Source organism: Microbacterium sp. STN6 (genome assembly GCF_026410545.1).
Taxonomy (GTDB): Bacteria; Actinomycetota; Actinomycetes; order Actinomycetales; family Microbacteriaceae; genus Root112D2.
In genome coordinates, this window is the sequence record NZ_JAPMIT010000001.1 from 1,131,307 (window position 1) to 1,145,035 (window position 13,729).

At 69.0% G+C, this 13,729-nt stretch carries 11 protein-coding genes; all 11 read right to left on the reverse strand.

Annotation, left to right across the window (positions count from 1 at the left end; genetic code table 11):
* Positions 1 to 65: 65 nt before the first annotated feature.
* Positions 66 to 1,523 (reverse strand): glutamate synthase subunit beta, encoded by a 1,458-nt coding sequence (locus OSC27_RS05180; RefSeq protein ID WP_267180322.1) that lies wholly within the window; start codon positions 1,521 to 1,523, stop codon positions 66 to 68.
* Positions 1,516 to 6,093: a glutamate synthase large subunit gene (gene gltB, locus OSC27_RS05185; protein ID WP_267180323.1), complete on the reverse strand. Its 4,578-nt coding sequence runs from the start codon at positions 6,091 to 6,093 to the stop codon at positions 1,516 to 1,518. The genes OSC27_RS05180 and gltB overlap by 8 nt, the downstream gene beginning before the upstream one ends.
* 114 nt (positions 6,094 to 6,207) lie before the next feature.
* Positions 6,208 to 7,200, reverse strand: a complete 993-nt coding sequence (lgt, locus tag OSC27_RS05190; RefSeq protein ID WP_267180324.1) for a prolipoprotein diacylglyceryl transferase — start codon at positions 7,198 to 7,200, stop codon at positions 6,208 to 6,210.
* A gap of 77 nt (positions 7,201 to 7,277) precedes the next feature.
* Positions 7,278 to 8,093, reverse strand: a complete 816-nt coding sequence (gene trpA, locus OSC27_RS05195; protein ID WP_416348813.1) for a tryptophan synthase subunit alpha — start codon at positions 8,091 to 8,093, stop codon at positions 7,278 to 7,280.
* Positions 8,090 to 9,301 carry a tryptophan synthase subunit beta gene (gene trpB, locus OSC27_RS05200; protein WP_267180325.1) on the reverse strand — a complete coding sequence of 404 codons (1,212 nt, stop codon included), beginning with the start codon at positions 9,299 to 9,301 and terminating at the stop codon, positions 8,090 to 8,092. Before trpB ends, trpA begins: the two co-directional genes overlap by 4 nt.
* On the reverse strand, positions 9,301 to 10,071 hold the full coding sequence (trpC, locus tag OSC27_RS05205) for an indole-3-glycerol phosphate synthase TrpC (protein WP_267180326.1): 771 nt from the start codon (positions 10,069 to 10,071) through the stop codon (positions 9,301 to 9,303). Before trpC ends, trpB begins: the two co-directional genes overlap by 1 nt.
* Positions 10,072 to 10,076: 5 nt before the next feature.
* On the reverse strand, positions 10,077 to 10,307 hold the full coding sequence (locus tag OSC27_RS05210; RefSeq protein WP_267180327.1) for a DUF6704 family protein: 231 nt from the start codon (positions 10,305 to 10,307) through the stop codon (positions 10,077 to 10,079).
* A gap of 49 nt (positions 10,308 to 10,356) precedes the next feature.
* Positions 10,357 to 11,034 carry a Trp biosynthesis-associated membrane protein gene (locus OSC27_RS05215; protein ID WP_267180328.1) on the reverse strand — a complete coding sequence of 226 codons (678 nt, stop codon included), beginning with the start codon at positions 11,032 to 11,034 and terminating at the stop codon, positions 10,357 to 10,359.
* Between the two features lie 32 nt (positions 11,035 to 11,066).
* Positions 11,067 to 12,596: an anthranilate synthase component I gene (locus tag OSC27_RS05220; RefSeq protein ID WP_267180329.1), complete on the reverse strand. Its 1,530-nt coding sequence runs from the start codon at positions 12,594 to 12,596 to the stop codon at positions 11,067 to 11,069.
* A complete protein-coding gene (gene hisI / locus OSC27_RS05225) occupies positions 12,593 to 12,967 on the reverse strand; it encodes a phosphoribosyl-AMP cyclohydrolase (RefSeq protein ID WP_267180330.1) in 375 nt (124 codons plus the stop codon). The genes OSC27_RS05220 and hisI overlap by 4 nt, the downstream gene beginning before the upstream one ends.
* Positions 12,964 to 13,728 carry an imidazole glycerol phosphate synthase subunit HisF gene (gene hisF / locus OSC27_RS05230; RefSeq protein ID WP_267180331.1) on the reverse strand — a complete coding sequence of 255 codons (765 nt, stop codon included), beginning with the start codon at positions 13,726 to 13,728 and terminating at the stop codon, positions 12,964 to 12,966. Before hisF ends, hisI begins: the two co-directional genes overlap by 4 nt.
* Position 13,729 lies beyond the last annotated feature (1 nt).

Genomic DNA, 13,729 nt, shown 5'->3' on the forward strand with positions numbered 1-13,729 from the left:
CTCAGCGCTCGATTGCGATAGCTGCCTGCGTGCGTGCCGAAAGGAATCGCACGCCGACTCGATGATCAGAGCGTGATGCCTCGATCGGTCGGCTTCACCGGGAACGGCAGCTGGGTCGTCCCTTCAAGATAGCGGTCAACCGCGCTGGCCGCAGCACGACCCTCGGCGATCGCCCAGACGATGAGCGACGCACCGCGCCCCGCGTCGCCCGCGACAAACACGCCGGGCGTGCTCGTCTGGTAGTCGGCTGCACGCTCGGCGTTGCCCCGCTCGTCGAACGGCAGGCCGAGCTGGTCGGTGAGCTCGAGAGCGTCAGTTCCGGTGAAACCGAGCGCGAGCAGTACGAGGTCGGCCGGGATCTCCCGCTCCGTGCCGGCCTTCGGCACGCGGCGGCCGTCGACGAACTCGGTCTCGGCCACCCGGATCGCGCGCACCTGGCCGAGCTCGTTCGCGAGGAACTCAACGGTCGTCGCGAGGTACTCGCGCGTTCCGCCCTCCTCGTGCGAGCTCTGCACCTCGAAGAGCGTGGGAGTGATCGGCCACGGCTGGTGCTCGGGCCTCTCCGACGGCGGCTGCGTGCCGATCGCGAGGTTGGTGACGGATGCCGCGCCCTGACGGTGCGCGGTTCCGATGCAGTCCGATCCGGTGTCGCCGCCGCCGAGCACCACCACGTGCTTGCCGCGCGCGGTGATCTGGTCGGCCACGGTGTCGCCCGCGACGACCCGGTTCTGCTGCACCAGGTAGTCCATGGCGAAATGCACCCCGCCGAGCTCGCGCCCGGGGATCGGCAGGTCGCGCGGCACGAGTGAGCCGGTAGCGACCACGACAGCGTCGTACCGCTCCCTCAGCTCAGACCAGCTGATGTCGACGCCGATGTTGACGCCAGCGCGGAAGCGGGTTCCCTCTGCCATCATCTGGTTGAGGCGCGACTCGATGACGCGCTTCTCCATCTTGAAGTCGGGGATTCCGTAGCGAAGCAGGCCGCCGATGCGGTCGTCGCGCTCGTACACCGCCACCGTGTGACCCGCCCGGGTGAGCTGCTGGGCGGCGGCGAGGCCGGCGGGGCCGCTGCCCACGACGGCGACGGTCTTGCCGGTAAGGCGCTCCGGCGGATGCGGCTGCACCCATCCGTTCTGCCATGCCTGGTCGATGATCGAGACCTCGACCTGCTTGATCGTGACGGCGGGCTGGTTGATGCCGAGCACGCACGACGTCTCACACGGCGCCGGGCAGAGGCGGCCGGTGAACTCGGGGAAGTTGTTGGTCTCGAGCAGACGGTCTGCCGCGAGCCGACCCTCGCCGCGCCACATGAGATCGTTCCACTCGGGAATCAGATTGCCGAGCGGGCAGCCCTGATGGCAGAACGGCACGCCGCAGTCCATGCAGCGCCCGGCCTGCCTGCGCAGCTGTTCCGGGTCGCCCGGCTCGTAGATCTCCTTGTAGTCCATGAGCCTGACGGGAACCGGGCGCCGCTTCGGCAGCTCCCGCTCCGTCACCTTCAGGAATCCGCGCGGGTCAGCCACCGGTCACCTCCATGATTCTCTCCCATACAACGTCGCCGTCGGGGTCGAGGCCCTCGCTCAGCGCGTCCTGACGGGTCGCCAGAACGGCCGCGTAGTCGCGCGGCAGCACCTTGACGAACTCGGTCACCGTGTCGGCGAAGGTCGCCAGCAGCTTCGAGGCGAGCGCCGAATCCGTCTCGTTGCGATGGCGGACGAGCAGGTCGCGCACGATCTCGACGTCGGCGCTGCCGAGAGGCAGCAGCGCGAGCTCGCCGGAGGCGAGCGCATCCGGATTCACGCGGTCCTCGCGCAAGCGGTACACGTACGCGGTTCCGCCCGACATGCCGGCGCCCAGGTTGCGGCCGGTCGAACCGAGAATGAGCGCGAGACCGCCCGTCATGTACTCGAGCGCGTGGTCGCCGACACCCTCGACGACCGCCGTCGCGCCGGAGTTGCGCACGAGGAAACGCTCGCCGACCATGCCCCGGATGAACATGCTGCCCTGCGTGGCGCCATAGCCGATCACGTTGCCGGCGATGACGTTGTGCTCTGCGGGGAACACGCTGGTCGCCTCGGGCCGCACGACGATGTCGCCCCCGGAGAGGCCCTTGCCCACGTAGTCATTCGCGTCGCCGAACAGGCGCAGCGTGATGCCGCCGGGCAGGAACGCGCCGAGCGACTGCCCGGCCGAGCCCGTGAGCGTGACGTCGATGGAGCCGGCGGGCAGGCCGTCGACGCCGTGGCGCACCGTGACCTCATGGCCGAGCATGGTGCCGACCGCGCGCTCCGTGTTGCGGATGGGCAGGCTCAGCTCGATGTGACCGCCGTTCTCGAGAACGTCGCGGCTCGCCTCGATGAGCTGGTTGTCGAAGTGCGCATCGAGCTCGTGGTTCTGGCCGCGCGCGTTCTTCAACGGCGCGTCCGGCGCGAACGTCGGGCCGACGAGGATCGGCGAGAGATCCAGGCCCTCCGTCTTCCAGTTGGAGAGCGCGCGGTCGACGTCGAGCAGCTCACGATGGCCGATCGCCTCATCGAGCGTGCGGAAGCCGAGCTGGGCAAGGTATCCCCGCACCTCCTCGGCGATGAACTCGAAGAAGTTGACGACGAACTCCGGCTTGCCGGTGAAGCGGCTGCGCAGCAGCGGATCCTGGGTGGCGACGCCGACCGGGCAGGTGTTCAGGTGGCATTTGCGCATCATGACGCAGCCGGAGACTACGAGTGGGGCCGTCGCGAAGCCGAACTCCTCGGCACCGAGCAGGGCGCCGACGATGACGTCGCGACCGGTCTTCAGCTGGCCGTCGACCTGCACGACGACGCGGTCGCGCATGCCGTTCAGCATGAGCGTCTGCTGCGTCTCGGCGAGGCCGAGCTCCCAGGGCGTTCCCGCATGCTTGAGCGAGTTGAGCGGGCTGGCGCCGGTTCCGCCGTCGTGGCCGGAGACGAGCACGACGTCGGCGAGGGCCTTTGCCACGCCGGCGGCGACCGCACCGATGCCGGATTCGCTGACGAGCTTGACGTGCACGCGGGCCTTCGGGTTGGCGCGCTTGAGATCGAAGATGAGCTGCTTGAGGTCTTCGATCGAGTAGATGTCGTGGTGCGGCGGCGGCGAGATCAGGCCGACGCCGGCGGTGGCGTGCCGGGTCCTGGCGATCCACGGATACACCTTGGCGGGCGGCAGCTGGCCACCTTCGCCCGGCTTGGCCCCCTGCGCGAGCTTGATCTGCAGGTCGTCGGCGTTCGTGAGATACATGCTCGTGACGCCGAAGCGCCCGGAAGCAACCTGCTTGATCGCGCTGCGCCGCTCCGGGTCGATGAGGCGCTCGAGGTCTTCGCCGCCCTCGCCCGTGTTCGACTTGGCGCCGAGCCGGTTCATGGCGATCGCGAGGGTTTCGTGGGCCTCCTGCGAGATGGAGCCGTAGCTCATCGCGCCCGTCGAGAATCGCTTGACGATGTCGGCGACCGACTCGACCTCGTCGAGGGGCACGGCGGGCCGCTGCGTGGTCTTCAGCCGGAACATGCCACGCAGGGTCATGAGAGCCTCTGCCTGGTCGTCGACGGCCTTCGTGTACTCGCGGAAGACGTCGTACCGGCGCGTGCGTGTGGAGTGCTGCAGCTTGAACACCGTCTCGGGGTTGAAGAGGTGCGGAGAGCCGTCGCGACGCCAGTCGTATTCGCCGCCCGTTGCGAGGCGCTCGTGCGCGATGACGGCGCTCTCGGCCGGGTACGCGCTCGTGTGCCGCTCGAGGTTCTCGGCCGCGATCACCTCGATGCCGACACCGCCGAGCTTCGAGGTCGTGCCGGTGAAGTACCGGTCGACGAACTCCTGGCTGAGACCCACGGCCTCGAACGTCTGTGCCGCCGAGTACGACGACACCGTCGAGATGCCCATCTTCGACATGATCTTCAGAACACCCTTGCCGAGCGCCTTGATGACGTTGTGCACCGCCGCCTCCGCCGAGACATCGGTGATCATGCCGCTGCGCACGAGTTCCTCGCACGTCTCCATGGCGAGGTACGGGTTGACCGCGGAGGCGCCGTAGCCGATGAGCAGCGCCACATGGTGCACCTCGCGCACATCACCGGCTTCGACGATGATGCCGACCTTCATGCGGTTCTCTGTGCGGATGAGGTGGTGGTGCACGGCCGCCAGCATGAGAAGCGAGGGAACGGGCGCCAGGTCTTTGTTGGAGTCGCGGTCGCTCAGCACGATGAACTCGGCACCGGCCTCGATGGCCTCGTCGACCTCGCGGCACATCGCATCGATGCGCTTCTCGAGCGCGTCGGGGCCGGCGTCGAAGCGATACAGCCCCTTGACGGTGGTCGTGAGGCCGGTGGCGGGCTTCGTGTCGATGTGCTGGATCTTGGCGAGTTCATCGTTGTCGATCACCGGGAAGTCGACGACGACCTGCCTGGCGTGCGAGGGGCCGGCGCTGAGCAGGTTTCGCTCCGGGCCAATGGCGGTGGCGAGCGAGGTGACGACCGACTCGCGAATGGAGTCGAGCGGCGGGTTGGTCACCTGCGCGAACTGCTGTGTGAAGTAGTCGAAGAGCAGGCGGGGCCGAGCTGACAACACCGCGATGGGTGTGTCGGTGCCCATGGCTCCGATCGGCTCCGCGCCGAAGCGCGCCATCGGCATGAGGATGCCGCGCACCTCCTCTTCCGTGTAGCCGAACGTGCGCTGGCGGCGGGTGACCGACGCCCGCGTGTGCACGATGTGCTCGCGCTCCGGAAGATTCTTGAGGTTGATGCGACCCTCATCGAGCCAGTCGTTCCACGGCTCCTGGGCGGCGAGTGACGACTTGATCTCCTCGTCTTCGATCAGCCGGCCTGCAACGGTGTCGACAAGGAACATGCGCCCGGGGCGCAGGCGCCCCTTGCGCACCACACGGCTCGGCTCGATATCGATGACGCCGATCTCGCTGGCGAGCACGACGAGCCCGTCGTCGGTCACGAGGTAGCGCCCGGGGCGCAGACCGTTGCGGTCGAGCGTCGCGCCGACGAGGGAACCGTCGGTGAAGACGATCGCCGCCGGTCCGTCCCACGGCTCCATGAGCATCGAGTGGTACTCGTAGAACGCGCGGCGCTCTGCAGGCATGTCGCTCTGGTTCTCCCACGCCTCCGGCACCATCATCATGACGGCGTGCGGCAGTGAGCGGCCGGCGAGGGTCAGAAGCTCGACGACCTCGTCGAACGACGCGGAGTCACTCGCACCGGGCGACACGATCGGCAGCAGGGGGCCGAGGTCGCCGAGCGCCTCGCTTGCCAGCTGGGACTGCCTGGCGCGCATCCAGTTGCGGTTGCCCTGAATGGTGTTGATCTCGCCATTGTGCGCGATCATGCGGAACGGCTGCGCCAGCGGCCACGACGGGAACGTGTTCGTGGAGTAGCGCGAGTGCACGAGCGCGAGCCGGGAGGCGAAGCGCTCGTCGGAGAGGTCCGGGTAGAACGGCTCGAGCTGAAGAGTCGTGACCATGCCCTTGTAGACGAGCGTGCGACACGACAGCGACGAGAAGTACAGCTCGAGCTCGCGCTCGCTGCGCTTCCTCAGCCGGAACGCCTGCCGGTCGAGTTGGATGCCGGAGACTGGCGAGCCGTTTTCGGTGGTGCGCGTGCTGGTCAGGAAGAGCTGCTCGATGGCCGGCATCGCCTGCCGCGCGAGCGTTCCGATCTCGTCCGGCCGAATCGGCACCTCGCGCCAGCCAAGGACACGCAGGCTCTCCTGCTCGGCGATGCGTGCCATCTCGGCCTTGACGCGCTCGCGCTCCGCGTCGTCTGACGGCAGGAACGCGTTGCCGACCACATACCGGCCTGGTGCCGGCAGCTCGACGCCCGCAACCTGCCGCAGGAACGCGTCAGGCACCTGGGTGATGATGCCCGCGCCGTCTCCCGTGCCCGCGTCGGAACCGACCGCCCCGCGGTGCTCCAGGTTGCGCAACGCCTTCAGCGCGGTCTCGATGATGTCATGACCGGCGCGGCCGCGCAGGGTGGCCACCATGGCCAGGCCGCACGCGTCGCGCTCGTCGGCGGGGTCGTAGAGGCCCTGCTTGGCCGGCATTGTGCTGAAGCGGGAGAAAACGGGGGTCGTCGGCATGGTCGTCCTCACGATGAAGCGGGAAGTGGGACGCCGTCGGCCCGCGAGTGGGGAGGGAAGCCGCCGCGTGCGCGGCAGCGGAGGTGTCAGGCGCGCTTCGTGTGTGCCTTGAAGTTATGAGCCGAGGGGGCTTGTGGCCCGGGCATCGCCGGATACGGAGGGCTGGTCGACATCGCCATCGTCGTCGACGTCGTCGTCCCAATCCGTGTCGTCAGATTCTACATCAGCGTGAGGCGCTACCCATTCACGGCCCGCACGGTAGACGCTCGGTTCGATTCCGGGGTGCCTGCGGGACTGCACGATGAGGATCACGATGCCGAGGGCGACGGCGCCGAACGCTGCCCAGACGTTGCTGGGGATGCCGAGGAAGCCGAACTCGCTCGGGTCGATGCGGATGGACTCGAGGTACGAGCGGCCGAGTCCGTACCAGATGAGGTAGAGCGCGAAGGTCTTGCCCCAGCGCAGCCGAAGCCGGCGCTCGAGGTAGAGGATGACGGCGACGCCGATGAGGTTCCAGATGATCTCGTAGAGGAACAGCGGCTGGAAGAGCGTTCCCGCGGGAAGACCGGTCGGGAACGCCGGGTTGCTCTGCTCGATCTGCAGCCCCCACGGCAGGTTCGTCGGAAGGCCGAACAGCTCGTGGTTGACCCAGTTGCCCAGACGGCCGACGGCCTGCGCGAACAGGAGTGCGGGCGCCAGAGCGTCGGCGAACGACAGGAAGCGGATTCCGGTGTAGCGGCAGCCCACAGCAGCGCCGATCGCACCGCCGAGCAGCGAGCCGAAGATGGCGTTGCCACCCTCCCAGATGAACAGGGTCTTCCACAGGTTGGCGCCGTCGTAGAAGTAGTCGCTCGGGTGCGTGAAGACGTGGTAAGCCCTGGCCCCGATGATGCCGATGACGATCGCCAGGATGGCGATGTCGATGAGGACGCCCGGTTCCGCCCCGCGCTTCGTGAGCCGGCGCGACGTCCAAAGCCCGGCGATGACGATGCCGGCGAGGATGCACAGCGCGTATGTCTGGATGCGCCAGTCGATGAACCAGAAGTGCAGCGGTATCGACTGCCAGGCGGGATCGGGGCTGGGAATGCTCAGGGGCAACAGATTCAACGGCGCATTCACCGACAACTCACCTTTCAGCCGCGTACAACGTCTCGGCACGCGTGCGCGCCGTGGGCCACCATAGTCTAATTCGTTAGGTGCGTGCCCTCAGCAAGGGCTGCTGCCACCTCGGCCACCCGCTCGACTCCGCCATCCGCCAGCGCCTTCACCAGGGCGGAGCCGACGATCGCGCCGTCGGCGTACTCGAGCACCTCGGCGACCTGCGCGGCCGAGGAGATGCCGAGGCCGACGCAAGTGCTCGTGCAGCCCGCGTCGCGCAGGCGGGCGACGAGCGAGCGCGCCGCCGCATCCACGTCGCTGCGGGCGCCCGTGATGCCCATGGTCGACACAGCGTAGACGAAGCCCCGGCTCGCGGAGACCGCCTGCGCCAGACGCGCATCGGATGAGGACGGCGCGGCGAGGAACACGCGGTCGAGGCCGACCCGCTCGGAGGCGCTGAGCCACGGCTCGGCCTCGTCGGGAATGAGGTCCGGCGTGATGAGGCCGCTGCCGCCGGCGGCCGCGAGGTCGTCGGCGAAGCGGTCGACGCCGTATTGCAGCACCGGGTTCCAGTAGGTCATGACGAGAACCGGCACCGCGGCCTGCCTCGTGATCTCGCGCACGGCCTCGAAGCCGTGCGTCAGCCGAAACCCGCCGGAGAGCGCCTGCTGCGTCGCGGCCTGGATCACAGCACCGTCCATGACCGGGTCTGAGTACGGCAGGCCCAGTTCAATGACGTCCACGCCGTTGTGCGCCAGCGCGACGGCTGCGTCGATGCTCGTGGCGAGGTCGGGGAACCCGGCGGGCAGGTAGCCGACGAGCGCGCCGCGGGCGTCGCGCGTGCGCCGCTCGATGACGGGAGCGACCGAATGGATGCCGCCTGCCGCATCCCGCTCGCTCACGACTGCACCGCGTCGTGGTCGATGAGGTCGAAGTAGCGCCCCGCGGTCTCCATGTCTTTGTCGCCGCGCCCGCTGAGGCTCACGAGGATCGTGGCGTCACTACCGAGTTCCCGCCCGAGCGCGAGAGCACCCGCCAGGGCGTGCGAGGACTCGATGGCCGGGATGATTCCCTCGGTGCGGCTGAGGAGGCGCAGGGCATCCATGGCCTCGGCATCGGTGACGGCACGGTACTGCGCCCGGCCGATGCTGGCCAGCCACGCGTGTTCCGGGCCGACGCCCGGGTAGTCGAGGCCGGCCGAGATGGAGTGTGATTCGAGCGTCTGGCCGTCGTCGTCCTGCAGCAGGAGGCTGCGCGCGCCGTGCAGAACCCCGGCGCGACCGAGCGTGATGGTGGCCGCCGTTCTGGGCGTGTCTGTACCTTCACCGCCTGCCTCGAAGCCGTAGAGGGCGACCGACGGGTCGTCGAGGAATGCGTGGAAGATCCCCATGGCATTGGAGCCGCCGCCGACGCATGCGGCGACGGCGTCTGGCAGCCTGCCGGTGAGCTCGAGCACCTGCGCCCTGGCCTCGTCGCCGATCACCTTCTGCAGGTCGCGCACCATGGAGGGGAACGGGTGCGGGCCCGCGACGGTGCCGAAGATGTAGTTGGTCGTCTCGACGTTGGTCACCCAGTCGCGCAGGGCCTCGTTGATCGCGTCCTTCAGGGTGCGCGAGCCGGCCTTCACCGGCACGACCTCGGCACCGAGCAGGCGCATGCGGGCCACATTGAGGGCCTGGCGCTCGGTATCGACCTCGCCCATGTAGATGACGCAGTCGAGCCCGAACAGGGCCGCCGCCGTTGCCGTCGCCACGCCGTGCTGGCCGGCGCCGGTCTCAGCGATCACGCGTGTCTTGCCGATGCGCTTGGTGAGGATGGCCTGGCCGAGCACGTTGTTGATCTTGTGAGAGCCCGTGTGGTTCAGGTCTTCGCGCTTCAGGATGATGCGAGCGTCGCCCGCGTGCCTGGCGAACCGCGGCACCTCGGTGATGATGGATGGCCTGCCCGTGTACGAGCGGTTCAGCTCGTCAAGCTCGGCGTGGAAGCCGGGGTCGACCTTGGCGAGTTCCCAGGCCTCGGAGAGCTCGTCGAGGGCCTTGATCAGCGATTCGGGAACGAACCGACCGCCGAACTCGCCGAAGTATGGACCGGTTTCGTCGCGCAGGGGCATCAGACCGCCAGGAATTCGTGAAGGGTGGCTACAGGGTCGCTTGTGACGAGTGCCTCGCCGACGAGCACGACGTCGGCACCGGCCACGCGATAGTGCGCGACATCGGCGGCGCTCGTGACCGCGGACTCGGCGACGCGGATCACGCCGGACGGCAGCGTGTGGGCGAGGGAGCCGAACAGGTCACGGTCGAGCTCGAACGTCGTGAGATTGCGGGCGTTCACGCCGACGAGCTCGGCGCCGACATCGAGCGCTCGAGCGATCTCGTCTGCGGAATGCGTCTCGACCAGCGCCGTCATGCCGAGCGAGGTCGCGAGGGCGAAGAGCGAGGTCAGCGTGGCGTCATCGAGCGCGGCCACGATCAGCAACACGATGTCGGCGCCCGCCGCACGCGCCTCGTACACCTGGTACGGCGTCGCGATGAAGTCCTTGCGCAGCACGGGGAGGTCGACGGCGGCGCGCACCGCCTCTAGGTCTGCAAGCGAGCCATCGAACCGCCGCTGCTCGGTGAGCACGCTGATCGCGCTCGCTCCCCCGGTCTGGTAGGAGACGGCGAGGGCTGCGGGGTCGGCGATCGCGGCGAGCGGGCCGCGAGACGGGCTCGAGCGTTTCACCTCGGCGATGATCTTGACGCGCTCGGCGGGTCGCAAGAGTGCCAGCGCGTCGAGCGCAGGCGGCCTCGCGAGCGCGGCCGCCTCAACCGCCGGCAACGGCGCCCGCTCTTCGCGCACGCGGGCGTCGGCCAACGCCCCGTCTAGGAGGTCTCTCAGCACGTGGGTCAGTGGCCCTTCGGCGTGTACTTCGAACCGCCGACGCCGTAACCCATGCGCTTCATGACCCAGCCGACGATGAGGCCGACGATGAGCAGGCCCGCGGCCCCCCACACGACGGGCGCGAGAGAGAAGAAGAACGCCACCGTGCCGATGGCGAACGCGACCAGCATGATGACGACAGCCGTCCATGCTGCCGGGGAATGTCCGTGACCGGGGTCGAGCGTATCGGTGCTCATGAGGCTCCTGAATCTCTGCGAGGGTGGTGGGCTTCAGTCTACCGAAGCCTCAGTCGGTGGGATCGTCGCCACGGGTGAGCTCGTCCCAGCGGTCGATGGCGCTATCCCTCGCGGCGGAGGCCTCGTCGCCGGCGATCGCGGCGCCGCCCTTCGCTTCGGTGGGATGCGACGCGGCCTCGGCCGCGTCATCCGCGCTCTCAAAGCGCACCGCCTGGTAGCGCCGCGAGGGGCCGGGCCACGTGTGACCGGTGACGAGCACCGCGAGGGCTGCCAGCACCGCGACGACGCCGGCCGCGACGGCGACCCATGGCCACGCGGACGTGTCGACGTGGGTGACGAGGCGCGCCACGGAGTCGTGCCCGGCGATTCCCGTGGCGTTCGTGACGGCGCCGCTGCCCGCCTGCACGGGGTCGGCGAGAGCCGAGAACGACGAGATGAGCATGCTCGCGCCGATGAGGATGCCGAGGATGCCGAGCACGATGCGGGCAATGCGGCCGGAGATGCTGAGGGCGCCGGCGAGGGCGAGCCCGGCCAGGGCGAGCGCGGTGAGCGCGGGCGCGGCAGAGGAACCCTGCACCGTGACCGCGGACGTGCGGGCCGTGCCAGCCACGAGCCTGAGCGTGTACCAGGTCTGCGTCGACGCGAGAACGGCGAGGCCGCTGGCGGCCGCCGCAGCGATCATGGCGGCGTACTTGGCCCGGCGCGAGGGCACTGCTGCGTCGCTCATGCCCGTGTTCGTCTTGCCTGGATCGCTCATGCTCAGCGCACCCGCCGCATGGCGTTGGCGACGGCGACGGCTCTCAGCGGCGCCGCCGCCTTGTTCTGGGATTCCTCGAATTCGCTGACCGGGTTCGAGTCGGCCACGAGGCCACCGCCTGCCTGCACGAGCGCACGCCCCTCGAGAATGGTCGCCGTGCGGATCGCGATGGCGAGGTCAGCGTCGCCGGCGAACCCGAAGTAGCCAACCACGCCGCCGTACACGCCGCGCTGGGCCGGTTCGAGCTCGTCGATGATCTCGAGCGCCCGCGGCTTCGGTGCGCCAGAGAGCGTGCCGGCGGGGAACGTGGCGCGGAACACGTCGACGCTCGTGACGCCGTCACGCATGTCGCCCTCGACCGAGGAGACGAGGTGCATGATGTGGCTGAACCGCTCGACGCGCATGAACTCGGTGACCTCGACGGAGCCCGCCTCGCACACCTTCAGCAGGTCGTTGCGCGCGAGGTCGACGAGCATGAGGTGCTCGGCGCGCTCCTTGGCGTCTCCGCGCAGCTCCGCCTCGAGCTCGGCGTCGAGGTCCGGTGTCGCGCCGCGCGGCTTGGATCCCGCGATCGGATGCGTGAACGCGCGTGAATCCTGCACCTTCACGAGCGCTTCGGGTGATGAGCCGACGATCGTGTACGGCACCCCGTCTTCTCGCTCGAGGCTCAGCAGGTACATGTATGGGCTCGGGTTGAGCGAGCGCAGCACGCGGTAGACGTCGATGGGCGCCGCGGTGCACTCCTGCTCGAATCGCTGGGAGATGACGACCTGGAAGATGTCGCCGTCCCTGATGCGCTCCTTCGACGTCTCGACGGCGGCAAGGAAGTCGTCGCGACGGGTACGCGAGACCGGGTCAGCCGGGGTCGCGAGGTCGGCCTCGGCGAGCCACGCCTCGGACGGCTGGGCGAGCGCGCGCTGCATGGCGTCGAGACGGCCGGCTGCGCCATCCCACAGCGCATCTTCGCTCTCGGTGCCGTCTGCCAGTACGTTGGCGATGAGCTGCACGGTGCCGAAGCGGTGGTCGATGACGACGAGGTCGGCGACGAAGCAGAAGGCCTGGCCCGGGATGTCGTAGTCGGCCGGCGGTCGGTTCGGCAGATTCTCGATCTGCCGGATCGCCTCCCACCCGATGAAGCCGACCAGGCCGCCCGTGAGCGGAGGCAGGCCGGCGATCGGCGGCGTCTGCCAGCGCTCGTAGAGATGCGCGAGGGCGTCGAGGGGTGCGCGCTCGAGGGCGCCCGAGCCGAGAGCGCGCTCCGCATCCACCCCCATGTCGAGCCAGCTGGACTCGTCGCCGCGCTGCGTCAGCACGCCGAACGAGGCCACACCGACGAACGAATAGCGCGACCAGATGCCGCCCTGCTCGGCAGACTCGAGCAGGAACGTGCCCGGCCGTCCCGCCGCGAGCTTGCGATAGATGCCCACGGGGGTCTCGCCGTCGGCGAAGAGCTCACGGGTCACCGGGATCACGCGGTGGTGCCGAACGAGTTCGCCGAACGCCGCCCGGCTCGTCGTGCCCGTGCCACTCACGACGGCTCCCCCGGCCCGGGTGAGACGACGGGATCGAGCGGATCGACGTCGAAGCAGCTGTGCGCGCCCGTGTGGCAGGCCGCACCCACCTGCTCGACCTGAATGAGCAGGGTGTCTCCGTCGCAGTCGAGAGCCGCGCCATGCACGTACTGCACGTGCCCAGACGTGTCGCCCTTGCGCCAGTACTCCTGCCGTGAGCGCGAGTAGAACGTCACCCTGCCCTCGGTCAGCGTGCGACGCAACGCCTCAGCGTCCATCCAGCCCATCATGAGCACCTCGCGGGTGTCCCACTGCTGGATGATGGCAGGCACGAGGCCCGCATCGCTGAACGTCACGCGGTCGATGACGGCACTCGGATTCTGCTCGCTCATGCGCGAACCTCCATTCCTTCGCTCGCCAGCGCGGCCTTGACCTGGCCGATCGTGAGCTGGCCGGAGTGGAACACGCTCGCGGCCAGCACCGCGTCGGCCCCGGCGGCCACCGCGGGCGCGAAGTCGTCTGCCGCTCCCGCGCCGCCCGAGGCGATCACCGGAACCGTGCTGATGCGCCGCATCTGCGCGATGAGTTCGGTGTCGAACCCCTGCTTGGTGCCGTCGGCGTCGATCGAGTTGACGAGCAGCTCGCCCGCGCCCAGCCGGATCGCCTCGGCGGCCCATTCGAGCGCGTCGAGGTCGGTCGTGCGTCTGCCGCCGTGGGTCGTGACCACGAAGCCGGATGCCGTTTGCGGCGACCGCGCGACATCGAGAGAGAGCACGATCACCTGGGCCCCGAACCGGTCCGCGATCTCGGCCACCAGGGCAGGACGCGCGATGGCCGCGCTGTTGACGCCGATCTTGTCCGCGCCGCTGGCGAGCAGGCGAGCGACGTCGTCGGCCGAGCGCACTCCCCCGCCCACCGTGAGCGGAATGAAGACCTGCTCGGCGGTCGCCCGCACCACGTCGTATGTGGTCGCACGATTGTCGACCGTGGCGGTCACATCGAGGAACGTCAGCTCGTCTGCGCCCTGCTCGAAGTAGCGCCGGGCGAGCTCAACGGGGTCGCCCGCGTCGCGCAGGTTCTGGAAGTTCACGCCCTTCACCACTCGGCCGTCTGCCACGTCGAGGCAGGGAATGACCCGAACGCACAGCGCCATG

Bases quoted from the DNA above. Each gene is read 5' to 3' on its own strand.
- OSC27_RS05210 (WP_267180327.1), bottom strand. From the start codon at position 10,307: ATGAGCACCGATACGCTCGACCCCGGTCACGGACATTCCCCGGCAGCA.
- trpB (WP_267180325.1), bottom strand. From the start codon at position 9,301: ATGCCCCTGCGCGACGAAACCGGTCCATACTTCGGCGAGTTCGGCGGT.
- hisF (WP_267180331.1), bottom strand. From the start codon at position 13,728: ATGGCGCTGTGCGTTCGGGTCATTCCCTGCCTCGACGTGGCAGACGGC.
- OSC27_RS05215 (WP_267180328.1), bottom strand. From the start codon at position 11,034: ATGAGCGACGCAGCAGTGCCCTCGCGCCGGGCCAAGTACGCCGCCATG.
- hisI (WP_267180330.1), bottom strand. From the start codon at position 12,967: ATGAGCGAGCAGAATCCGAGTGCCGTCATCGACCGCGTGACGTTCAGC.
- gltB (WP_267180323.1), bottom strand. From the start codon at position 6,093: ATGCCGACGACCCCCGTTTTCTCCCGCTTCAGCACAATGCCGGCCAAG.